Annotated in this window: 14 protein-coding genes; 7 read left to right on the forward strand and 7 right to left on the reverse strand. The window is 74.8% G+C overall.

Features of this window, described 5'->3' with window-relative positions:
• The first annotated feature begins 183 nt into the window (after nt 1-183).
• The 7 genes from ACIBEC_RS25480 (at nt 184) to ACIBEC_RS25510 (ending at nt 13,405) form a co-directional block, all read left to right on the forward strand.
• A complete protein-coding gene (locus ACIBEC_RS25480) occupies nt 184-987 on the forward strand; it encodes a hypothetical protein (RefSeq protein ID WP_360503395.1) in 804 nt (267 codons plus the stop codon).
• 97 nt (nt 988-1,084) lie between these two features.
• Nucleotides 1,085-3,103, forward strand: a complete 2,019-nt coding sequence (locus tag ACIBEC_RS25485) for a flotillin family protein (protein WP_360503397.1) — start codon at nt 1,085-1,087, stop codon at nt 3,101-3,103.
• 99 nt (nt 3,104-3,202) lie between these two features.
• Nucleotides 3,203-7,939 (forward strand): DNA repair ATPase, encoded by a 4,737-nt coding sequence (locus ACIBEC_RS25490; protein ID WP_360503400.1) that lies wholly within the window; start codon nt 3,203-3,205, stop codon nt 7,937-7,939.
• Nucleotides 7,940-8,029: 90 nt separating this feature from the next.
• A complete protein-coding gene (locus tag ACIBEC_RS25495) occupies nt 8,030-8,785 on the forward strand; it encodes an ABC transporter ATP-binding protein (protein WP_360503402.1) in 756 nt (251 codons plus the stop codon).
• On the forward strand, nt 8,779-11,355 hold the full coding sequence (locus ACIBEC_RS25500) for an FtsX-like permease family protein (protein WP_360503405.1): 2,577 nt from the start codon (nt 8,779-8,781) through the stop codon (nt 11,353-11,355). Before ACIBEC_RS25495 ends, ACIBEC_RS25500 begins: the two co-directional genes overlap by 7 nt.
• Before the next feature lie 227 nt (nt 11,356-11,582).
• Nucleotides 11,583-12,437, forward strand: coding sequence for a methyltransferase domain-containing protein (locus tag ACIBEC_RS25505; protein WP_360503408.1), 855 nt, complete (start codon nt 11,583-11,585; stop codon nt 12,435-12,437).
• Between the two features lie 8 nt (nt 12,438-12,445).
• Nucleotides 12,446-13,405 (forward strand): Rieske 2Fe-2S domain-containing protein, encoded by a 960-nt coding sequence (locus ACIBEC_RS25510; RefSeq protein WP_360503410.1) that lies wholly within the window; start codon nt 12,446-12,448, stop codon nt 13,403-13,405.
• A gap of 341 nt (nt 13,406-13,746) precedes the next feature.
• Here the strand turns inward: ACIBEC_RS25510 and ACIBEC_RS25515 are convergent, their stop codons facing one another.
• The 7 genes from ACIBEC_RS25515 to aroA form a co-directional block, all read right to left on the reverse strand.
• On the reverse strand, nt 13,747-15,450 hold the full coding sequence (locus ACIBEC_RS25515) for an FAD-dependent oxidoreductase (RefSeq protein ID WP_360503412.1): 1,704 nt from the start codon (nt 15,448-15,450) through the stop codon (nt 13,747-13,749).
• A 63-nt stretch (nt 15,451-15,513) separates the two neighbouring features.
• A complete protein-coding gene (locus ACIBEC_RS25520; protein WP_360503414.1) occupies nt 15,514-16,425 on the reverse strand; it encodes a diiron oxygenase in 912 nt (303 codons plus the stop codon).
• 234 nt (nt 16,426-16,659) lie between these two features.
• Nucleotides 16,660-17,715, reverse strand: a complete 1,056-nt coding sequence (locus tag ACIBEC_RS25525) for an alpha/beta hydrolase (protein WP_360503417.1) — start codon at nt 17,713-17,715, stop codon at nt 16,660-16,662.
• Nucleotides 17,716-17,930: 215 nt separating this feature from the next.
• Nucleotides 17,931-18,959 carry an RNA ligase family protein gene (locus tag ACIBEC_RS25530; protein ID WP_360503420.1) on the reverse strand — a complete coding sequence of 343 codons (1,029 nt, stop codon included), beginning with the start codon at nt 18,957-18,959 and terminating at the stop codon, nt 17,931-17,933.
• Between the two features lie 94 nt (nt 18,960-19,053).
• The gene (locus ACIBEC_RS25535; RefSeq protein WP_360503423.1) at nt 19,054-19,830 is read right to left on the reverse strand and encodes a MerR family transcriptional regulator; all 777 of its coding nucleotides are present in this window, start codon (nt 19,828-19,830) and stop codon (nt 19,054-19,056) included.
• Between the two features lie 109 nt (nt 19,831-19,939).
• Complete coding sequence (locus ACIBEC_RS25540; protein ID WP_360503426.1) at nt 19,940-21,073, reverse strand: serine hydrolase domain-containing protein; 1,134 nt, start codon at nt 21,071-21,073, stop codon at nt 19,940-19,942.
• Nucleotides 21,074-21,246: 173 nt separating this feature from the next.
• Complete coding sequence (gene aroA, locus ACIBEC_RS25545) at nt 21,247-22,494, reverse strand: 3-phosphoshikimate 1-carboxyvinyltransferase (protein ID WP_360503429.1); 1,248 nt, start codon at nt 22,492-22,494, stop codon at nt 21,247-21,249.
• Between the last annotated feature and the right edge of the window lie 193 nt (nt 22,495-22,687).

The following is a 22,687-nucleotide window of genomic DNA, read 5'->3' on the forward strand; positions in this document are numbered from 1 at the left end:
CGACAGCCCGGCAACCATCCTGTTGCCGGGCTGTTGCGGTGTCACGTGGGTCGCGCGTACCAGGGTGTCAAAGAGCCGTAAAGATTGCCGGATCCTGGCAATGTGCGGCGGGCGCCCCCACTGCCATGATCTCCCCGGCGCCGAAGCGCGGTGCCGTGGGGAGGGCGGGGGAGCGTGGCCGGGATGGGGGAATTCTTCGCGGCCGCGCTGGCCTTTCCGACCGCGCTGTTCAGCTTCGCGCTGGTGGTGGTCGTCGGGTACTGGCTGCTGATGCTGCTCGGCGGACTGGGGTTCGGCGCCGTGCACGGGGGGCACGGCGGCGGGCACCACCTGGACGCCGGGCACGTCGGCCATGTCGGGCACGTCGGGCACGGCGGTCATGTGGGTCACGTCGGGCACGGTGCCGGGGGACACGGTGCCGGGGGGAACGTGGCACACGGGACGCCCGGCAGGCACGGCACCGGCGGCCACGACGTGGCCGACGGGGGGAACGGGGGCAAGGGCGCCCGCACGGGAAACGGCCACCACGGGGGCGTGCTGGACGCGCTGGGGCTGGGCGGGGTGCCCGTGACGGTGGCGGTGTCGCTGCTGGTCGCGCTCGCCTGGTTCGTCAGCCTGGCCGGCACCGTGCTCACCTCGGGGGCGCCGGCGCGCGGCGGAGTATTCGCCGTCGCGCTGGTCGCCTCCTGGGCGGGCACCCGGGTGCTCGTCAAGCCGCTGAGGCGGCTCTTCCCGCAGGACCGGCCGACCACCCGGGGGGATTTCGTCGGCCGGGTCTGCGTGATCCGGACCGGCCGGGTGACGGCCGACTTCGGGCAGGCCGAGGTCACCGCCGAGGACGGCTCCACCGCGACCGTCCAGGTCCGCACGGCCACCCCGGAGCCCGGGCTGACGGTCGGGCGGACCGCCCTGATCTTCGACTACGACGCCGAGGGCGAGCACTTCCTGGTGGCGCCCTTCGACCCGTCGCCGCCGGGCCTCACCTGAGACCCCGCACCCGGGGCCTCACAGCTGACGCCCCGCCACTTCACTTCCATCGCTTTCCTCTTCGCACCAACTCGCCATCTCGTCAAAGGACTCCGTGATGGACACCATCGCCGTGGGTTTCGGCGTGCTCGTCGCCGTCGTGCTGCTCATCGTGCTCGCCATGCTGCTGTTCGTGGGCCGCCTGTTCCAGAAGGTCGAGCAGGGCAAGGCCCTGATCGTCTCCCGGACGAAGAAGGTCGACGTCACCTTCACCGGCGCGATCGTCCTGCCGGTCCTGCACAAGGCCGAGCTGATGGACATCACCGCGAAGACGGTGGAGATCCACCGGGCCGGCCGGGACGGACTGATCTGCCGCGACAACATCCGCGCGGACATCCGGATCTCCTTCTTCGTCCGGGTGAACAAGACCGTCGAGGATGTCGTCAAGGTGGCGCAGTCGATCGGGACCGTCCGGGCCAGCGACCCGCAGGCGATCCAGGACTTCTTCGCCGCGAAGTTCGCCGAGGCGCTCAAGACCGTCGGCAAGCAGCTGGACTTCACCGACCTGTACACCCACCGGCACGAGTTCCGGGACCAGATCATCGCGGTCATCGGCACCGACCTCAACGGCTACACGCTCGAGGACGCGGCCATCGACCACCTCGAACAGACTCCGATGAGCCAGCTGGACGGCGACAACATCCTGGACGCCCAGGGCATCCGCAAGATCACCGAGCTGACCGCGATCGAGCACGTGCGCACCAACGAGTACCAGCGCACCGAGGAGAAGGAGATCACCCGGCAGAACGTGGACGCCCGGGAGACCGTCCTGGAGCTCGAGCGCCGCCAGGCCGACGCCGAGATCCGCCAGCGGCGCGAGATCGAGACCCTGCGGGCCAAGGAGGACGCGGTGATCGCCCGGGTGCAGGAGGAGGAGCGGCTCAACGCGCAGACCGCCTTCCTGCGCACCGAGGAGGTGCTCGGGGTGCAGCGGGAGAACCAGGCCCGTGAGGTCGCGGTGGCGCAGAAGAACCGCGAGCGGGTGATCGCGGTGGAGAACGAGCGGATCGAGAAGGACCGCCTGCTGGAGGTCGTCGGCCGCGAGCGGGAGACCGAACTCGCCACGATCGCCAAGGTGAAGGAGGTCGAGTCGGCCAAGCGGGACGTCGCCGACGTGGTCCGTGAGCGGGTCGCGGTGGACCGGACCGTCGCCGAGCAGGAGGAGGCCGTCAAGACGCTGCGCGCCGTCGAGGAGGCCGAGCGCGTCCGCAAGGCCGTCGTCATCCAGGCCGAGGCGGAGGCGCAGGAGAAGCTCGTCAAGGACATCAAGGCCGCCGAGGCCGCCGAGCAGGCCGCCGCGCACAAGGCCCGCGAGGCGCTGGTGCTGGCCGAGGCCCGGCAGCGGGCCGCCGAGCTGGACGCGGCCGCCAAGATCCGGATGGCCGAGGGCGTCCGGGCGGAGGCCGCCGCCGAGGGCCTGGCCCGCGTCCAGGTGCGGGAGCAGGAGGCCGCGGCGGTGGAGAAGGTGGGTCGCGCCGAGGCCGTCGTCCAGACGGAGAAGGCCAAGGCCGCCGCGCTGGAGGTCGGTGCCAAGCTGAAGGCCGAGGCCGAGGGCCTGACCGAGAAGGCCGCGGCGATGGCCAAGCTGGACGAGGCCTCGCGCGGGCACGAGGAGTACCGGCTGCGGCTGGCCGCCGAGAAGGACGTCCGGCTGGCCGGGCTGGACACGCAGCGGCAGATCGCCGAGGCGCAGGCCGCGCTGGTCGCCGCCGGGTTGGAGAAGGCCAAGATCGACATCGTCGGCGGGGACTCGGTCTTCTTCGACAAGCTGGTGCAGTCGGTGACAGCCGGCAAGAGCGTGGACGCCTTCGTCGGCCACTCGCAGACCGCCCAGGCCCTGGCCGGCCCCTGGCTGGACGGACGGGCCAGCTTCACCGAGGACCTCACCCGGGTGCTGTCCTCCGTCTCCACGGCCGACGTGCAGAACCTGACGGTGTCCGCGCTGCTGATGAACCTGATCGGCTCGGGGGCCGGCGAGCAGTCCGGACAGCTGCGCCAACTGCTGGAGTCGGCGCGGAAGCTGGGCGTCGCCGAGACCCCGATCGGGGCGCTGGCCTCGATGAACGGCTCCAGGTAGCCACCCGGCAGTCCGTCGTCACCCGGCGGTCGGACCCACCCGGCGGTCGGACCCGCCCAGCAGTCAGCCGTCACCCACTGAGCACCCGAGGAACTGACCGTGGACGTCCTCGACGCCCGGCTCGACGCCGGCACCTACGAGGTCCTGCGCGACCGGCTCGCCCGGTCCGCCGCCGAACTCGCCGACCGCGCCCGGGCGTTGAACGCCCGCCGGGTCGAGGAGTTCGGCGGCGGGGAGCTGCGGCTGGCCGGCACCGGGCGGCTCACCACCGCCCGGGCCTGCCTCCCGCAGGACCTCACCGCCGTCGGCGGGCTGCTGCTGCTCGGCACCCGCCCGACCGACGCCGAGGACGGCGCCGAGGACTTCGCCGATGTCCTCGGCCTCCACGGCCCCGACCTCTCCGCTGCCCCCGCCGGGGGCAGCCTGCTGGACGACCCCCGGCTGCGCCAGGACCTCACCGACCTGCGGCGCTACTTCCGCGACGCCCGCCTGGAGCGGCTGCGCCCGGTGGAGGGCCGGCTGCTCGCCGTCTTCCGCACCGGCCCGGCCGCCACCGACGTCCGGGTGCTGCGCTGGCGCCTCGACGACAGCGCCGACGACGCCCTGCCCGCCTACCTGGACGGGCGCGGCGAGCGCGACCACACGCCCGCCGACGGGCAGCAGCTCGCCTGGACCGCGCTGACCCGCGACGACCAGCTGCCGGCCGGCCCCGGCCGCCCGCCCCGCGCCGACCTGGCCGGCGAGCTCCACCTCGGCGTCGACGGCGGCCGGCTGACCCTCGCCACCCCGGACGGCCGCGAGCTGCACCGCGAACCGCTGGCCGAGGCCCTGCAGACCCTCGCCGACGCCCAGATCGGCCACGCCCGGCTCGGCACCCTGCTGCTGGTGCGCGTGCGCCCGTACCAGGAGGAGACCGTCCGGCACCTGGTGGTGCACCTGCCCACCGGCAAGGTCACCCGGATCGACGCGCTCGGCCAGGCCTGCCTGCGGCTGCCCGCCGACCAGGGCGTGGCCTTCCCCGGCGGCTGCCACCTGGTGGACGGCACCGTGCGCACCTTCGACCAGCCGGTGGACGGCCTGGCGTACGAGCGCACCGTCGTCTCGCCCAACGGCGAGGACGTGCTGTACGAGTTCCGCTCCCCCGCCGACGGCCGCGCCCTGCTGCAGCCCTACAACAGCGTCCGCCAGGAGGCCGCCGCCCCGCTGCCCTGCCAGGGCTACGCGCTGCTCGCCGACGGCACCCTGATCGCCCTGCGCCCGGCCGAGGACGGACCCACCCGGCTGCACCCCGTCCAGCTCTGGCAGACCCCGTTCACCAGCGAGCGTTTCGCCGCGCAACAACCCCCCGGCACCGGGCCGCTGGCCCGGATCGGCAACGCCGACCTGGTCCGCGGCCTGGCCGACTGCCTCGCGCTCGCCCGGCTCGCCGCGGCCGGCGCCGACACCCCGGCCGGCCACCGGGCCGTCCTCGCCGCCTGCACCCGCACCGCCGACCGGCACCACTGGCTCGGCCAGAGCGGCCTCGGCGACCTCGCCGCGCCGCTCGCCGAGATCCGCGACACCGCCCGGCAGGTCATCGCCGAGTACGACGCGATCGCCCAGCTCACCGCGCACGCCGCCCGGCAGACCGACGAGGCGGCCGAGCACGTCGAGGGCCTGCTGCGCACCGCCCGCGGCGAGACCCTCGCCGACGCCGCCGAATGGGTCGACCGGCTCGCCGGGCTGCGCCGCGCCCAGGGCCGGGTCGAGGCACTGCGCGACCTGCCGCGGGCCGACCCTGAGCGGATCGACACGCTCGCCGCGCACCTCGCCGAGGGCCTGGCCGAGGCCGCCGACCGCGCCGTCGTCCAGCTCGCCGAACCCTCGGCCTTCGAACCGCACCGGCAGCGGGCCGCCGAACTGGCCGAGCAGTGCGCCGCCATCGCCACCGCCGCCGAGGCCGAGCCGCTGGGCCTCGAACTCAGCACCCAGAGCGAGGCGCTGCAGACCGTCTCCGAGCTGGTCGGCACCCTCGACCTGGCCGACGCCACCACCCGCACCGCGATCCTGGACCGGCTCGCCGACGTCCTCGGACTGCTCAACCGGGCCCGGACCGCGCTCACCGTGCGCCGCCGGGAGCTACGCACCCACGAGGCCGCCGCCGAGTTCGCCGCCGAGACCGCCCTGCTCGCCCAGGCCACCACCGCCGCGCTCGCCGCCGCCGACACCCCCGAGGCCTGCGACGACCGGCTCGGCCGGCTCCTGCTGCGGATCGAGCAGCTCGAGACCCGCTTCGCCGACGCCGACCCGGCCCTCGGCGAGCAGCTCACCGACCGGCGCACCGAGATCCACGACGCGCTCACCGCCCGCCGCCAGCACCTGCTGGAGGAGCGGGCCCGCCGCGCCGACCGGCTCGCCGCCTCCGCCGAACGCATCCTCGACACCCTGCACCGGCGCCTGGCCGCTCTGGACACCGCCGCCGAGATCGACGCCGCGCTCGCCGCCGACCCGACCGCCGTCAAACTCCGCGACCTGGCCGGCCAGTTGACTACTCTCGGCGACCGGGTCCGGGCCGAGGAACTGACCGGACGGCTGCGCGCCACCCGGGGCCGCGCCCAGCGCGCCCTGCGCGACCGCGCCGAACTCGCCGGGGACGGCCCCGGCACCCTGCGGCTGGGCCGGCACCTGTTCGCCGTCACCACCCAGCGGCCCGAACTCGCCCTCGTGCCCTGGCGCGGCCGCCCCGCCTTCACCCTCACCGGCACCGACTACCGCTCCCCCGTCACCGACCCGGCCTTCGCCGCCACCGAACGCTACTGGGACCGCCCGCTGCCCTCGGAGACCCCGCAGCTGTACCGCGCCGAGTACCTCGCCGCGAGCCTGCTGCCGGCCGCCGAATCGGGCTCGCTCGCCGACTCGCTCGCTGCGGACTCGGCCCTGCTGGAGTACGTCCGGCGGGCCGCCGAGCAGCGGCCGGACGAGGGCTACCAGCGCGGCGTGCACGACCACGACGCGGCGCTACTGCTCCGCGCCCTGCTCGAACTCGGCGCCGACGCCGGACTGTTGCGGCACCCCGCGGACGCCCGGGCCGCCGCGCAGCTGTACTGGGCGTACGGCGCGGACGAGCGGCAGCGGCTGCTCTGGCACACCCGGGCCCGCTCGCTCGGCCTCGCCCGGCAGGCCTTCGGCGGCGTGCCCGCGCTGGACGCGCTGGCCGCCGAACTCTCCGCCGCCGTCGCCAGGTTCACCCACGGAGCGGACACCCCCGGCGCGGACGCCGCCGGACCGTACCTGGTGGCCGAACTCGCCGCCGACTCACCCACGTTCGTCTACTCGGCGGGCGCGGCCGCGCTGCTCGACAAGTTCCGCGCCGCCCCCGAGTCGGCCGGCCTCACCGAGGCGCTGGCCGCACTGCCCGACGAGCCCGGGCTGCTGCCCGTACGGCGCCAGCTCGCCGCGGCCTGGCTGGAGGCGGGCGCCGCCGACGCCGACCCGGCCGACCTCGCCGAGGCGGCGGCCGTGCTGCTCTGCCCGTCGCTGCCGCGCCGGCCGGTCGAGGGCGCGGTCGGCACCCGGCTGACCGGTCTGCTCGGCGACCACCCGCGGCTCGCGGGCGGCGCACTCGACCTGCGGCTGGACGAACTGCTCGCCCGGGTCCGCACGTTCGAGGAGGTCGAGGTGCCCGGCTACCGGGCCTACCAGAAGCTGCGCGGCGAGCTGCTGGCCGCCGAGCACGCCCGGCTGCGGCTCGACCAGTACCGGCCCGCCCCGCTCAACGGCTTCGTCCGCAACCGGCTGATCGACCAGGTGTACCTGCCGCTGATCGGCGACAACCTCGCCAAGCAGCTCGGCACGGCGCAGTCCGGCGGACCGGTCGACCGCAGCGGCCTGCTGCTGCTGGTCTCCCCGCCCGGCTACGGCAAGACCACCCTGGTCGAGTACCTCGCCGAGCGGCTCGGCGTGCTGCTGGTCTCCGTCAGCGGCCCCGCACTCGGCCACCGGGTCACCTCGCTGGACCCGGCCGAGGCCCCCGACGCCACCTCCCGGCGCGAGGTCGAGAAGCTCAACTTCGCCCTGCACGCGGGCGACAACGTGCTGCTCTACCTGGACGACGTCCAGCACACCTCGCCCGAGTTCCTACAGCGCTTCATCCCGCTGTGCGACGCGCAGCGCCGGATCGACGGCGTCTGGGACGGCGAGGCCCGCGAGTGGGACCTGCGCGGCAAGCGCTTCGCCGTCGTGATGGCCGCCAACCCGTACACCGAGTCGGGCCGGCTCTTCCGGCTGCCCGACATGCTGGCCAACCGCGCCGACGTGTGGAACCTCGGCGACGCCGTCGCCGGGCGCGACGACCTCTTCGCGCTCAGCTTCGTCGAGAACGCCCTGCCCGCCAACCCCCACCTGGCCCCGCTCGCCACCGCCGAGCGCGCCGACCTGGACACCCTGCTCGCCCGCGCGGCGGGCGTCCCCGGCGGCACCCTGACCGGCGCCTGGCCCGCCGCCGAGGTCGAGCGGATGACCGCCGTCCTCGCCGGCCTGCTCCACCTGCGCACCACCGTCCTGGCCGTCAACCGCGCCTACCTGCACTCCGCCGCCCAGGACGACCGCACCCGCACCGAGCCCCCGTTCCTACTCCAGGGCTCGTACCGCAACATGGCCAAGCTCGCCCAGCGCCTCGACCCCGCCCTCACCCGGCCCGAACTCGACGCCCTCCTCGCCGACCACTACCGCGCCGAGGCCCAGCCGCTGGGCGCCGACGCGGAGGCGCAGCTGCTGAAGCTGGCGCAGCTGCGGGGGGTGCTGACGGAGGCGCAGGCGCAGCGCTGGGAGGAGCTGAAGCGCGTCTGGCGGGGCTGACGGGCGTCCCCGGGGGTGTAGCCAGGTACACCCCCAGGACTGAACCCCTGACCATGGGAACCCACCGGTCGCGGGTGATGGAATGTGATCATGAACGTCACGGACTTTGCCGTCGAACTCCGATCGGTTCGCCGGACCTACCGGCGCGGGCCCGAGCCGGTCGTCGGCCTGGACGAGGTGAGTGTCGGGTTCCCCTTCGGCACCTTCACCGCCGTCATGGGCCCCTCCGGTTCCGGCAAGTCGACCCTGCTGCGCTCGGCCGCCGGGCTGGAGCCGATCGACGGCGGCGAGGTGCGGGTCGACGGCACCGTCCTGGGCGGACTTCGGGACAAGCAGCTGACGGTGCTGCGCCGGGAGCGGATCGGCTTCGTCTTCCAGTCCTTCAACCTGATGCCCGCCCTGACCGCGGCGCAGAACGTGGCGCTCCCGGCCCGGCTGGCGGGCCGGCGCCCCACGCCGTCCGAGGTGAGCACCGCGCTGGCCGAGGTCGGCCTCGCCGACCGGGCCGGGCACCGGCCGGGCGAGCTCTCCGGCGGCCAGCAGCAGCGCGTCGCCATCGCCCGGGCACTGCTCACCCGCCCGGCGGTGCTGCTGGCGGACGAGCCGACCGGCGCGCTGGACAGCCGCAGCGGCCGCGAGGTCCTCGCCCTGCTGCGCGGCGCGGCCGACGACCCCGGCCGGGCGGTGGTCATGGTCACCCACGACCCGGTCGCCGCCTCGTACGCGGACCGGGTGCTGTTCCTCCGGGACGGCCGACTGGCCGGCACGCTGGAGCGGCCCACCGCCGAGCAGGTCGCCGCCCGGATGACCACGCTGGAGACCGCGCTGGAGGCCGTGGCGTGCTGAGCCTCGCCCTCGCCACCGTCCGGCTCCGCTGGGCCTCGTTCGTCGGCAGCTTCGTCGCCCTGGCCTGCGGTGTCGCCCTGATGGCCACGTCGATCCTGGTCATCGCCGCCACCTCCGGCGTCCCCGACCAGGGCCGCCGGCGCTTCTCCGACGCCCCGGTGCTGGTGACCGCCGACCTGAGCGTCGACTACGCCGCCGCCGGCGGCGAGACCGTGCCGACCCCGGTCGCCGTCCAGCCGGGCCTGTCGGCCGGGCTGATCGCCGCCGTGGCCGGGACCGGGCGCACCGTCGAGGACCGCACCTTCTACGCCCAGCTCGCGGACGGGCCGCGCACGGCGACCGGCCCGAGCGACCAGGTCGGACGGGCCTGGTCCGGCGCGGAGCTGGGCGGCTACCGGCTGGCCGCCGGTTCGGCGCCGTCCGCCGACGACGAGGTCGTCATCGGCGGGGGCCGCCCGGACCAGGTCGGTCAGCGCGTCCGGTTCGTCACCGCCGACGGCCCGCACACCGCGACGGTCTCCGGCGTGACGGAGGCCGAGCCGTTCGAGCAGGCCGTCTTCTTCACCGACGCGCAGGCCGCCCGGTTCTGCCCCGCCGTCGGCGTCCTGGCCGCCTTCGGCGACGCCGACGCGGTGCGCCGGGCGGTGGCCGCCGCCGGCGGCGAGAGCGTCGCCCGGGTGCTCACCGGCGCCGAGCGCCGCCAGGCTGACCCGCACTACACCGAGGTCAGCAGCCGCTTGGAGGGCGTGCAGACCCCGCTCGGCCTCTCCGCCGCGGTCTCCGGCGGCACCGCCGTGTTCGTGGTGGCCGGCACCTTCGCGCTGTCGATCGCCCAGCGGCGCCGCGAGCTCGCGCTGCTGCGGCTGATCGGCGCCACCCGCCGCCAGCTGCGCACCCTGGTCAACCGGGAGGCCCTGGTGGTCGGCGTGCTGGCCTCCGCGGCCGGGTGCGCGCTCGGCGCGGCCGGGGCGGCGCCGGCCGGCCACTGGCTGGTCGAGCGCGACCTGGTGCCGGCCGGTTTCACCGTGCCGGTCTCCTGGTGGGGGCTGCTCGTCGCGGCCCTGATCGGCCTCCTGACCGCGATCGGCGGTGTGCTGATCTCCTCGCTGAAGGCCGGTCTGATCAGCCCGGGCGAGGCGCTGGCGGAGGCGGACGTCGACCGGCCCTCGCGCGCCGCGCTGGCGTTCCGCTGGGGCGGCGGCCTGCTGGTGCTCGGCGGCGCCGTCGCGGCCGTCGCGATCACGGCCCGGAGCTGGCCCGACGCCGCGGCCAACGTCGCGGACTCGCTCGGCCTGCTGCTGGCGGTCGTGGCCGGCTGCGTGCTGCTGGCGGGGGTGCTGGCCGGGCCGGTGATCCGGCTGCTGACGGTGCTGCCCGGCCTCCCGGCCCGGCTGCACGGGCGCCCCGTCGAGGAGGCGGGCGGCATCGCCTGGTCCACCGCCCGGCTGGGCGCGCTGACCGCCTTCCGGCGCACCGCCGCGACCGTCACCCCGGTGGTGCTGATCATCGCCTTCGCGGGCTGCCTGCTCGGCAGCGTGCGGACCATCGACCGCTCGCTGGTCACCGAGGTCCGCAACCAGCTGTCCGCCGCCGACTACGTCGTCACGCCGGCCGGCACGCCCGGGCTGAACCGGGCCGTGGTGGACCGCGTCCGCGCCGTCCCCGGCGTGCAGGCCCTGGCGATCACCCCGACCTCGGTGATGGCGGACCGGGACGGCGAGTCCCTGGTCGCGTTCCGGGCCGCCGAGGCGGACCCGGCCGCGCTGGCAGCGGTCGACCGGCTGCCGGTCGTCGCGGGCTCGGTCGCCGATCTCGGCCCCGACTCGATCGTGCTCAGCCGCACCTGGCCCGGCTCGCCCCGGGTCGGACAGCGGGTGCCGGTCCGACTGGCCGACGGCACCCCCAGGACCCTGCGGGTCGCCGCCGTCCTCGGCACCGGCGCCGAGACCACCCAGGCCTGGGTGAGCGAGGCCAACGCCGTCACCACCGGCGTCGGCGGCCCGACCCTGCCGAGCCAGTTGCACCTGCGGCTGCTGCCCGGCGCTGACCCGCAGCAGACCGTCGCCACCCTGCGGACCGCCGTCGACGGGCTGGGCGCCCGGCTCGCCACCCCGGAGGAGATCGGGGCGGCGAACGCCGACGGCAACGAGAAGGCCACCTGGAACGCCCTGCTGATGATCCTCGGCCTGGCGATCTGCTACGCGGCCGTCGCGCTGGCCAACTCGCTGGTGATGACGGTCACCGACCGCAAGCGGGAGCTGTCCCTGCTGCGCCTGGCCGGCGCCACCAAGGCCCAGGTGCTGCGCGCCGTCGCCGTCGAGACCCTGATCTGCGTGGCGGCGGGCACCCTGCTCGGCGCGCTCGGCACGGCCGTCAGCGTCGGCGGCTCCTGGGCCGCCCTGACCAACCTGGTCGGCCCGACCCCCGCGGTCGTGCCCTGGGGCGAGCTGGGCACGCTCGCCGGCTGCTGCGCGGCCATCGCCCTCACGGCGGCGGTCCTCCCGGCCGCGCTGGCGCTGCGGGGGCGGGACGGCCGGGACATCCTGAGCGGGGCCGGCGGGGCGGGCTGAGGCCTCGGGTCGCATCAGGGGGGCATCCGGGGGGCACCGGGGTGGGCTTCGGGGTGGGCTTCGGGGTGGGCTTCGGGGGTGGCTTCGGGCGCCTGCGGGAGGCGCTGTTCAGCTGATCACTCATGTCATTCAGTCACTCAAGTCCGATGACCGTACAACCCCTCCCAGCGGGGCAACCGCCCGTGGCGCCGCCGGGAGGAGGCCGGGCCCGCGGTTAGCGTGTCCGCATGGGCGCTGAGCAACTCGATCTGGCCGGGCTGCGCCGGGTGTACGGACGGGCCGGCAGCCGGTGGTTCTACACCCGGGTGGCACGCAACGCCCGGCACTGGGGGTGGACGGAGCCGGGGCAGTCGAAGTGGCGGCTGTGGCGGGCACAGCGGCAGCTCGAGGACGTGCTGGGACGCAAGCTGGCACTGCGGGCGGGGGCCCGGGTGCTGGACGCCGGGTGCGGGGCGGGCGTGGTGGCGCGGGCGATGGCGGCGCGGTTCGGGCTGACGGTGACCGGCGTCGACGTCCTGGACTTCCACCTCGCGGAGGCCCGCCGGCTCAGCACCCGCGCCGCGCTGGACGGACGGACCGCCTTCTCCTGGGGCGACTACCACCGACTCCCGTTCGGCGACGACGAGTTCGACGGCGCGTACTCGATGGAGACGCTCGTCCACTCCTACGATCCGCCCCGGGCCCTGGCCGAGTTCCACCGGGTGCTGCGCCCGGGCGGCCGGCTGGTCCTGCTCGGCCCGATGAGCACCGTCCCGCTGGACGAACTGGAGCCGCGCGCACGGGCGTTGCTCGAACCGTACCTGGACGCGATGGCGATGACCGGCGCGAGGCTCTACCACGCCCGCAACCTGCCGCGGCTGCTCACCGAGGCCGGTTTCGAGGTCGAGGAGGCGCTGGACGCGACGCCGTACTACACGCCCACCTCGGAGGCGGTGTACGCGTACTTCCGGCTGCCGTGGGAGGTCCTGCGACGCTTCGGCGATCCGGCGAAGTGGCTCAACCTCCGTTCCACGGTGGAGATGTACGCCGTCCGCGAGTACGTCGCCTGGTACGTTCACACCGCCGTCAAGCCCTCGAGGTGACCTCCGCCATGGACGAACGCCGCGCGCCGCTGCCGTACCCGAGCGGCTGGTTCTGTGTCGGCCGGGTCCGGGACCTGCCGCCCGGGCGGGTGCGGACGGCCCGGCTGATGGGCGAGGACGTGGTGCTGTACCGGACCCGTCGGGGCGCGGTGCGTGCGGTGGGGCCGCACTGTCCGCACCTGGGCGCGCACTTCGGGGCGGGCGGGACGGTCCGGGGCGAGGAACTGGTCTGCCCGTTCCACGGTTTCGCCTTCGGCCCGGACGGCTCGTGCACCGGAGCGCCGGACGGCACCCGGTTCCGGGCGTCGCTGACGACGCGCCAGCTCTGCGAGCGGGACGGCGCGTTGTTCGTCTGGCGGGGGGCGGACGGCGAGGCTCCCGGGTGGGAGCTGCCGCCGGCGGTCGGGGTGCGGCCGCTCGCCTGGTGGAGCGGGGAGGTGCTGTCCCACCCGCAGGAGGTGATGGAGAACAGCGTCGACTTCCGGCACGTGAGCGTGCTGCACAGCCTGGACACCCGGGAGACCGCCCCGCCGGAGGTGGACGGCCCGCTGTTCACCGTCCACCAGCGCACCACGACCCGTTTCCCGGGGCTGGGCGCGGTCCGTCTGGAGCAGCCGGTGACGCTGGCCGGGCTCGGGATGATGCGCCTGGTGGCCGACCTGCCGGAACTGCGCAGCACGTTGCGGGTCTGGTTGCTGGCGACGCCGGTCGCGCCGTGGCGGACCAGGATCCGGTTCGCGGTGAGCAGCACGGTACCGGTGCCGGGGGTCGGGTCGGCGAGGGCCCTCGACCGGGCGGCGTCCTGGCTGGCGCTGCAGGCTTCGGTGCGGATCATCAAGCAGGACCGGCCGGTGCTGGCTCACAAGCGGTACCTGGAGCAGCCGCGGCTCGTCCCCGGGGAGCGCTCGCTCGGGCTGTTCCGACGCTGGGCCCGGCAGTTCTACCCGGAGGCGTATCCCGTGGGCTGACTCCCGCCGCCGGGCGCGGCCAGGGTCTCCCACACCGGGTCGGGCAGTCCGGGCACGGACCGCCCCTCGGCCTGCCACCGCCGGGCCAGCTCGGCGTAGATGGGCGCCTCCGGATCGGGTTCCCCGGGTGGCTCCAGCCCATGCAGGATCGTTTCTTCGACCGGCCGCCGACGCGGTACCGGCATCACCCCGAATCCACTCACACCGGCCCAACGCACCCCACCCGCGCCGGGACACGGTCGCGTCAACCCGGAGGCCCGCACATCAACCCCTCGCGGGGCCCGGCCCGGGGTTGATGTGCAGGAAGTCGGCCCGGTCGACTTCCTGCACATGTCCCGCGCCTACCGCCGCCGGCCCGCCGCCAGCAGCTCGGGCACGGTGGCGAGCTTCACCCGGGGCCGCCCCTCGGCCTCGCCCCGCTCCCGCTCGGCCCGGTCCACCGCCCGCAGTTCCCTCAGCCCGACGGCGTCCGGCCGTCGACGCCGCACCAGCCGGTCGAAGTCCTTGCGCCCCGCCCCCGGTACGGGCAGCGCGCGGGCGGCCGCGTCGTCCAGCAGCGCGTCCACGGTCTCGCGCGCGCAGGCCCGGTTGGCGCCGATCCCGCCGGACGGCCCGCGCTTGGCCCACCCCACGACGTACGTCCCCGGCAGCGGCTGCCCGGTCGCCGGGTCGACGACCCGGCCGCCCCGGTGCGCGACCGTCCCCGTCCGCTCGTCGAACGGCAGCCCCGGCACCGGCACACCGCGGTGCCCGATGGAGCGCACGACCAGCCCGGCCCGCAGCACCTCCTTCTCCCCGGTGGCCTCGGCCCGCTCCCCGTCCACCAGCGTGGTCCGCTCGACGGTCAGGGCCTCGACCCGCCCGTCCCCGGACAGCTCGACCGGCGCCGACAGGAACCGCAGCACGATCCGCCGCCCCGCGGCCGTCCCCGGGCCCGGCTCGGCGGCCCCGTCGTACGGGACCAGCGGCAGCCCGGCGAGCAGCGCGGCCTGCGAGTCCGGTGCGGTCCGCGAGTCCGGTGCGGTCCGCGGATCCGCCACCGCCGCCTCGATCGCCGCCCGCACCTCCGGGTGGTCCTCGACCACCACCTCGACGCCCGGCAGCTGCCGCAGCGCCAGGAACTCCGCCCTCGTCCAGGCCGCTTGCTCGGGACCGCGCCGGGCGAGCAGCACGACCTCCCGCACCCGGCTGCGGCGCAGCGCGGCGAGGGCGTGGTCGGCGATGTCGGTGGCGGCGAGCCGGTCGGGGTCGGTGAGCAGGATGCGGGCGATGTCCACGGCCACGTTGCCGTTGCCGACCACGACCACCCGCTCCGCCGACAGTTCCACGGCGTCGGCCGGCACGGTCGGATCGGCGTTGTACCAGCCGACGAACGCGGTCGCGGGCAGGCTGCCGGGCAGGTCCTCGCCGGGGATGCCGAGCCGGCGGTCGGCGGCCGCGCCGACCGCGTACACCACCGCGTGGTGGTGCGCGGCGAGTTCCCGGTGGGTGACGTCGGTGCCGATGTCCACGTTGAGGTGCATCCGCAGCCGCGGGTCGCGGAAGACGCTCGCGAAGCTCTCCGCGATCCGCTTGGTGGACTGGTGGTCGGGCGCGACGCCGTGCCGCAGCAGACCGCCGGTGACCGGCAGCCGGTCGATCATGGTGATCTCGGCGCTGGTGCTGCGCAGCAGTTCCTGCGCGGTGTACCCGGCGGACGGCCCGGTGCCGACGACGGCGATGCGCAGCGCGCCGAGTTCGCCCGGCAGGCTGCGCGGGAAGCTGGGCCGACCCCAGGCGTGGTCGCTGGGGTGGTCGCGGAACCAGTCGCGGTTGAGGTCGCCGAACACGGTGTCCGGACCGCGCAGCCGGTCGACCGGGAACACCGCGTCCACCGGGCAGGCGTCGGCGCAGGCGCCGCAGTCGATGCACGCCTGCGGGTCGATGTAGAGCATGTCGGTGGTGCCGAACTCCGGCTCGTCCGGGGTCGGGTGGATGCAGTTGACCGGGCAGACGGACACGCACGAGGCGTCGTTGCAGCAGGTCGGGGTGATCGCGTAGGCCATGGCCGGAGTGGGGTCCTCGCTGTGTGCGATGGGCGGAGGTGACCTGAGGTGCCTGACGGCCCGTCAGAGCATGTGCACGCGGCGGTAGACGGCCGCCGACCGACTGGTGAGCAGCCCGGCTTCGGCGAGGAAGGCCATCAGGTGCCGGGAGCTGGTGCGCATCATCACCTTGCGGTGCTCGTTGGCCCGCGCCTCGGCGATCGCCCGCGGCACGTCGAGCCCGGCGGCCTTGTACACGCCCGGGTGGACCATGCTGGTGACGATGACGTACGCGCCCACGGCGATGCCGGTGGCCGAGGCGCGCCGCCGGGCCGGGCTCGCGTGGCGCATCCGCTCGCGGACCTCCTGCCGGGCGAACTTCATGTGCCGCGACTCCTCGACCACGTGGATCCGGGAGGTGCCGCGGACGATCTCCAGCACGTTCTCGCCGCGCATCCAGTCGCGCTGCATGACGTCGAGGACCTCTTCGGCCACCAGGATGCCGCCGTAGGCGAGTTCCCCCTTGGCGAGCGACTTGAACACGCGCCCGGCCTGGGCGATCAGCTTGTTCGGCCGGTAGGCGGGAACGCCCATCTTCTCGCAGGCCCGGGCGAACATGATCGAGTGGCGGCACTCGTCGGCGATCTCGGTGAGCGCGAACTGGAACGCGGCGCCGGCGGGGTTCTTGAGGTACTGGTCGCGCAGCACCATCTGCTGGAGGATCATCTCGAACCAGATGCCGGTGTTCATGATCGAGCAGACCTCGTGCCGGGTCAGGGTGACCCGCTGCCGCTCGGTCATCTCGTCCCACAGCCGGGTGCCGTAGAGCGTGCTCCACTCGGGGTTGAGGCCGTAGTGCTCCTCGGGGAGCGGGGTGTCCCAGTCGATCTCGGTCGAGGGGTCGAAGGAGAGGGTGGCGGCCGACTCCAGCAGCCGCTTCGAGACGTCGTCGTCGGCGGCGGTGTGGCCGTGCTCCGTCTGCCGGGTGAGAGCCATGGCTGCCTCCAGGTGCCTGCGCCGCGGGTTCCCGCTGACCCGCTTATTAGACGGACAGTACAATAAGAGCCCACTGCCGAGAACCCCCTGTGCGGCGGTGAACTGGTGCACGGTCGGCGGCGGACGCGCGAAGGGCGGGGCCCGCCGAGGCCCCGCCCTTCACTCCGTTCCCGTCGGCCCCTGTTCGGCCCGTCGACCCCCGTTCGGCCCGCCGGCCCTTGTTCGGCCCGTCGGCTACGCCGCGCCGCCCAGCGCCTTCCGCAGCGCCTCGGCCGCCTCGGCCGTCGCCTCCCGGAAACGGTGACCGACGCCGAGGTAGCTGGCGTAGCCGTGGATGAGGTCCGGCTGCCGGCTCAACCGCACCGCCACTCCCGCCTCCTGCAACGCCCGCGCGTACGCCTCGCCCTCGTCGCGCAGCGGGTCGAAGCCCGCGGTGCCGACGTACGCGGGCGGCAGGCCGGACAGGTCCCCGGCGAGCAGCGGCGACAGGCGCCGGTCGGTGCGGTCGGCGTGGTCGGGCGCATACCGGTCGGCGAACCAGTCCATGTCGGCGCTGGTCAGGAAGAACCCGTCGGCGAACAGCTCGCGCGACGGGCGGCGGACCGAGGCGTCCGCCGCCGGGTACAGCAGCAGCTGGAACACCGGCGCGGGACCACCCCGCCGCACGGCCTCCTGGGTCGCGACGGCGGCCAGGTTGCCGCCCGCACTGTCCCCGCCGATCGCGATCCGCTCCGGGTCCGCGCCCAGGTCGGCCGCCTTGGCGTGCGCGTAGTCGAACGCGGCCAGCGCGTCCTCGGCCGCCGCCGGGAACACGTGCTCGGGCGCCAGCCGGTACTCCACCGACAGCACCCGCACCTGCGCCCGCTGCGCCAGGAACCGGGCGACGTGGTCGTGACTGGCCCGGCTGCCGACCACCCAGCCCCCGCCGTGCAGGTACACCAGCAGGCCGGAACCCTCCGCCAGACCGTCCGGCGTGTACAGCGTCGCCGCCAACTCCCCCTGCTCCTGCGGGATCCCGACGGCCCGCGCGGCCACCGAACGCAGCGTCGGCCCGCCCACCAGGTGCCGCGCGTACTCCATCGCGGCCCGCGACGGCCCGACTCCGCCCGGCATCACCAGGGCCGCCTTCGACAGCCGCTGCAGCGTGAGGATCAACTGCGCGTCCAGCGCGAGCGTCTGCCCGTCCCGCACCACCGGCTTGCCGACGATCGCCCGCCGCAGCCCCTCCGGCAGGGCGTACGCGCCCCGGACGACGGCGGCCTGGATCCGGACGGGGAGTGGGATCGTCATCTCTTCTGCCTCCTGGGGACGGTTCTGCCCGAACGGGAGCCCATGATGGGGCCGCCCCGGCAGCGTGGGAAGCCCCCTCGACGCCCCCTCGACGCCGCCTGAACCCACCCTCGACCTTTTTTCCGCGCCCCCGAAGCCCCCAGGAGGTGCCGATGATCACGGTACGGCAGGCCCCCTGAGCAGTCGCGTCGCCCGGGCGCCCGTTCCGGCATCGCTCAGGTGCTGCGCCGCTCGTCCGCGTCGAAGGCCGCGAGTGCCAGCGCCCCCGGTTCCAGCGACCGCCGCAGCGCCGCCCTGGCGGACGTCTCCAACCCGCCCAGGGCTTCGGCGAGTTCGTCCGTCACGTCCTGCGCGATCTCCTCCGCCACCGCCTCCGTGGCTGTTCGCGGCCCCAGTTTGCTGACGGCGGCGGCCGCCCGGGCGGGGGTGAGCAGCGCCGATGCCTGGACCAGCAGCCACGCCGGCACTCCGGCCGCGCCTTCCGGCGGGGGCAGGTAGGGGCGGGCGCCGCCGTAGCGCTCGTCTTCGGCGAAGGCCCGCTGTTTGACCTTCACCAGCGGCCGCACCACCGCCCCCTCCGTGCCCAACTCCTGCCATTGCCCGGCCGGTTTGAGGACGTACCCTTCCGCGAGGTTGTCCGCCAGTTCGGGCAGCCCGTTCAGCGCGGGCACCCGGCTCGGGAACAGCACGGGCAGGTCGTGCAGCGCGTTCAGCGGGCCGTGTGCGAGGAGCGGTACGCAGGTGAGCCCGGCGGTGGCCGCGGTCGTGCGCAGGGCACGGTCGGCGATCCACCAGCGGCCCTCGGGTGTCTGCACGGTGGCGTCGAAGGGCAGCCAGCGCAGGCCGGGGTCGTACCAGATGCCGGTCTGCACCGGGTCGACCCCGGCGACGGCGGGCACCTCGGGGTGGGGGTAGCGTCCGCCGGCCAGTTCGCCGTAGATCGTCACCACCGCCGAGGGGCCCCAGGTCTCGCGCACCGCACGGGCGAACCGGGCCGCGGCGACGGCGAGTCGGGGCCAGATGCGGCTCACCCCGAAGAAGTCGTCCAGGGCCTCGTCGTCCAGCAGTTCGCGCCGTTTCGCGGCCCGCACGGAGTCGCCTTCGCAGACGATCGCGAAGTGCGCACCGTGCACCTTCTCCGCCGCGGTCCACTCGCGGCTGCCGGGTCCGCCGGAGCGGCCGCGCGCGGGGATCTTGGGGTAGGGCCGCAGCTCGGACCCGTCGAACGCCGTCGTCTCGGACACGAACGGGATCCTCGCCGCTGGGCCCGCTCCCCGGCAACCGGGATTCCCGGGATTCTCGGGATTCCCGGGACTCCGAAGGGGCTCGGGTCTCCCGTCAGCGGCGGGGGGCGGGTACGCCGGCTGAGCGGAGTCCGGCCTCGGTGAGCGCGGTCAGCCGGGCCGCGACCGGTGCCTGGTCGCCGCGGTGGTTGTCGATCAGCCGGTACTGGGCGGAGGCCCTGCTCCAGGCCCGCAGGCTGGCGGGGTCGCCGAGGAGGGCGGGGTTGGCGAGGTAGTGGTCGGTCATGGCGGTGGCGAGCTCCTCGATCCTGGGGTCGTCCGGTTCCCAGCTCTCGGCTTCCTGGCCGCGCTTGGCCAGGTCGACGAACGCGGGGTCGTCGAGGCGGTGTTCGAGCTGGGCCAGGAAGCCGTCGAAGCCCTCCGGTACGAGCACCCGGGCCAGCACCAGGGCCTCGCGTTGCGCGGCCACGTAGTCGGGGCCGAAGCCGAGGCCGGGCATCCGGTCCAGGATCGCGCAGGCGCGTTCGGGCAGCAGGGCCCGGTCGCCGTCGGCGAGCCGGTGCAGCGTGTCACGGCGTGCGCTCAGCTCCTCGATCCGTTCGGTCAGCCGCCGTCCGACATCGGCGACGGCGGCGGAGAACTCCTCGGTGCCGGCGTCGAGGAGGGGCCGGATCTCGGCGAGCGGCACTCCGGCGGCGGCCAGCGTGCGGACCTGCACGAGCCGTAGCAGTTCGGCCGATCCGTACCGCCGGTAGCCGGAGGCGTCGCGTGGCGGTTCGTCGACGAGCCCGAGCTGGTGGTAGTGCCGCACGGTCTTCACCGTGACGCCGACGTAGGACGCCGCCTGCCCGATCGTGACTCCGTTCGCCATCTGCTCTGCCTGCCTCGTGCTCGGGCCCGGCGGCTGCGCGCACTGCCGCCGAGCGGGTGGATGGGGACCGCCGGGAACGATCTCCCCGAAGCGTACGGGGCGCGGGTGTTCAGCCAGCCGGCCGTGCCGGGTCGGCCTGCCCGCCGCGGAACACCTCGTCGACGAGGCGCTGTTGGACGTTCTGGAAGCCCGCCGCGAGGGTCATGTCGGCGTCGTCCACGTAGCTCAGCCCGGCGGTCAGGGTCGTGCGGCCGTCGGGGGTGGAGTACATCAGCGTCGCCGAGCCGATGGTGGCGCCGTGGTGGTGGTAGAGGGTGCCGACGCCCGGGCCCAGGTCCTGTGCGAACACGCCCAGGCCATAGCCGACCGTCGCCTCCGGGGTACGCATCTCGGCGAGCAGATCGACCGGCTGCCCGGTCGGCAGGAGCCTGCCGCCCATCAGCGCGGAGAAGTACGTGTGCAGGTCCCGGGTCGTGGAGATCATGTCGCCGCCGGCCGCGACCCAGGTGGGGTTGTGGCGGGTGATGTCGACCGTCTTCTCCTGCCCGTCCTCCTCGTAGCGGTAGTAGCCGTGGTTGTGGGGCTCGGGGATCTCGGGCGACGTGCCGGGTGCGACGGTGCCGGTCATTCCCAGCGGCCCCAGGATCAGCCGCTGCAGTTCCTCGGCGAACGTGCGGCCGGTGACCGCCTCGATCACCAGCCGGGCCAGCACGTAGTTGGTGTTGGAGTAGCTCCAGCCCGTGCCCGGCGCGAACCGGGCCGGCTTGGACAGCGACAGTCGCACCAGCTCTTCGGGCGGATAGACGCGGAACCGCTGGTCCACCCATTCCTTGCCGCGCCAGGCGACGCCCGGCACGACCGTCCCGTCCTCGAGGAGTTCGCCGGTGTGGCTGAAGATCCCGCTGGTGTGCTGCAGCAGCATCCGTACGGTGATCCGCCGGTCGAGCCCGAACGCGGGCAGGTGGTCGGCGGCCGGGGCGTCCAGGGCGATCCTGCCCTCGGCCACCAGCATGAGCACCGTGGTCGCGATGAAGCTCTTGGTGGAGCTGCCGATGCGGAAGTGCCCGTCGGCCAACGCCTCCGCGTCCCGGCCCAGTTCGCGCACCCCGGCGCTGCCGGCCCACTCGCCGTGTTCGTCGTTCACCCGCAGCTGCACCCCGACGAAGCCGGACGCGGCGATCTCCTCGATCGCCTTCCGCAGCTCCGGACGGTCCTGGCCCTGGTGGGAAGAGGTGGTGGACATGGCGCTCTCCTTCGCATCCGTGGTGCCCGGCTCGGTGCCGGGCCCGCTGCGATGAGCCTCCACCCCGCCCCAGGGTCAACCTCAAGCGTGATCCGGGTCACATCCATGGACCCGCCCGAGCCCCCTCGCCTCTCCGCCCCTCCGCCCCGTCGGCGCCCGGCCAGACCGCCCGGTCAGACCGCCCACTCCGTCCGCAGCCGCGCGAAGGCTTCGTGGAACCCCGGGAAGGTCTTCCGCACGCACCCCGGGTCGTCGAACGTGATCCCGGGCGTGCGCAGCGAGGTGACGGCGAAGGACATCACGATCCGGTGGTCGGCGTGCGTGGCGATCTCGACCGGGCGGGGCGCGCCGGGGTGGATCTCGATCCAGTCGTCCCCGGTCGCCACCGTGATGCCCATCGCGCGCAGGTTGGCGGCGCAGGCCTCGAGCCGGTCGCACTCCTTGACCCGGGTGTTGTGGACGTCCTCGATCCGCACCGGCCCGGACGCGAAGGGCGCGATCGCCGCGAGGGTGGGCATGGTGTCGGAGATGTCCCGCATGTTGACGGTGAGGCCGTCGAGCGTGCCGTCGCCGGTCACCGTCGTACGGTCGCTCCCGATGTCCACCCGGACGCCCATCCGCCGCAGCACGTCCACGAAGCGCAGGTCGCCCTGGAGGGCGCCTCGGCCGAGGCCGGGGACGGTGATCTCCCGGCCGGCGAGGGCCGCGGCAGCGAAGAAGTAACTCGCGGTGGAGGCGTCCGGCTCGACGGCGTACCCGGTGGCCCGGTAGCCCCCGGACGGCACGTCGAACACCTCGCCGCGCGGCGTCCGCTCCCGCTTCACCTCGACCCCGAACTCCCGCATCATCGCGAGGGTGATGCCGATGTACGGGGCCGAGACCAGCCGGGTGACGGTGATCCGCAGCCCGTCCCGGGTGAGCGGGCCGAGCAGCAGCAGTGCGGTCAGGTACTGCGAGGACTCCCCGGCGTCCAGGGTGAGTTCGCCGCCGCGGACGCCGTCGGCGACGACGGTGAGCGGATGGTGCCCCTCGGCTTCCTCGTGCCGCAGGTCGACGCCCAGCTCGCGCAGCGCGCGGGTCAGCGGGGCGACCGGGCGGCGGCGCATCTGGGCGGAGGCGTCGAAGCGGTAGGTGCCGTGGCCGGCGGCGGCGAGGGCGGGCAGGAAGCGCGCGGTGGTGGCGCCGTCCCGGCAGTACACGTCGGCCGCCTCGGCGGCGGGCCCGGCCGGCCGTCCCGTGACCCGCCACCGGTCCGCCGCCCGCTCGACCTCGTAGCCGAGCGCGGCCAGTCCCTGCGCGAAGCCTTCGGTGTCGTCCGAGGCCAGTGGCCGGTGCAGGGTGGTCACGCCGTCGGCGGCGGCGGCCAGGAACAGCGCCCGGGCGGTGATGGACTTGGACCCCGGGATCTCTACGGCAGTCACGGCAGGCTCTCCCCACACAGGTGTTGTCCGGACCGAGGTGGGTCCGGCGGCGTCGGCCCCGATCCTGCCCCACCGACCCCCTGCCGTTCCCGACCATCCACGGACCGGACGACGACGGGACGACGACCGGACGACGATGCCCGGACGACACGGCCGGACGACGACGGCCGGGCGAACTCCGTGGGCTCGGCAG

Source organism: Kitasatospora sp. NPDC051164 (genome assembly GCF_044455625.1).
Lineage (GTDB): Bacteria > Actinomycetota > Actinomycetes > Streptomycetales > Streptomycetaceae > Kitasatospora.

Bases quoted from the DNA above. Each gene is read 5' to 3' on its own strand.
- ACIBEC_RS25515 (WP_360503412.1), bottom strand. From the start codon at position 15,450: ATGGCCTACGCGATCACCCCGACCTGCTGCAACGACGCCTCGTGCGTG.
- ACIBEC_RS25495 (WP_360503402.1), top strand. From the start codon at position 8,030: ATGAACGTCACGGACTTTGCCGTCGAACTCCGATCGGTTCGCCGGACC.
- ACIBEC_RS25525 (WP_360503417.1), bottom strand. From the start codon at position 17,715: ATGACGATCCCACTCCCCGTCCGGATCCAGGCCGCCGTCGTCCGGGGC.
- ACIBEC_RS25485 (WP_360503397.1), top strand. From the start codon at position 1,085: ATGGACACCATCGCCGTGGGTTTCGGCGTGCTCGTCGCCGTCGTGCTG.
- ACIBEC_RS25480 (WP_360503395.1), top strand. From the start codon at position 184: ATGGGGGAATTCTTCGCGGCCGCGCTGGCCTTTCCGACCGCGCTGTTC.
- ACIBEC_RS25535 (WP_360503423.1), bottom strand. From the start codon at position 19,830: ATGGCGAACGGAGTCACGATCGGGCAGGCGGCGTCCTACGTCGGCGTC.
- ACIBEC_RS25540 (WP_360503426.1), bottom strand. From the start codon at position 21,073: ATGTCCACCACCTCTTCCCACCAGGGCCAGGACCGTCCGGAGCTGCGG.
- ACIBEC_RS25510 (WP_360503410.1), top strand. From the start codon at position 12,446: ATGGACGAACGCCGCGCGCCGCTGCCGTACCCGAGCGGCTGGTTCTGT.
- ACIBEC_RS25520 (WP_360503414.1), bottom strand. From the start codon at position 16,425: ATGGCTCTCACCCGGCAGACGGAGCACGGCCACACCGCCGCCGACGAC.
- ACIBEC_RS25505 (WP_360503408.1), top strand. From the start codon at position 11,583: ATGGGCGCTGAGCAACTCGATCTGGCCGGGCTGCGCCGGGTGTACGGA.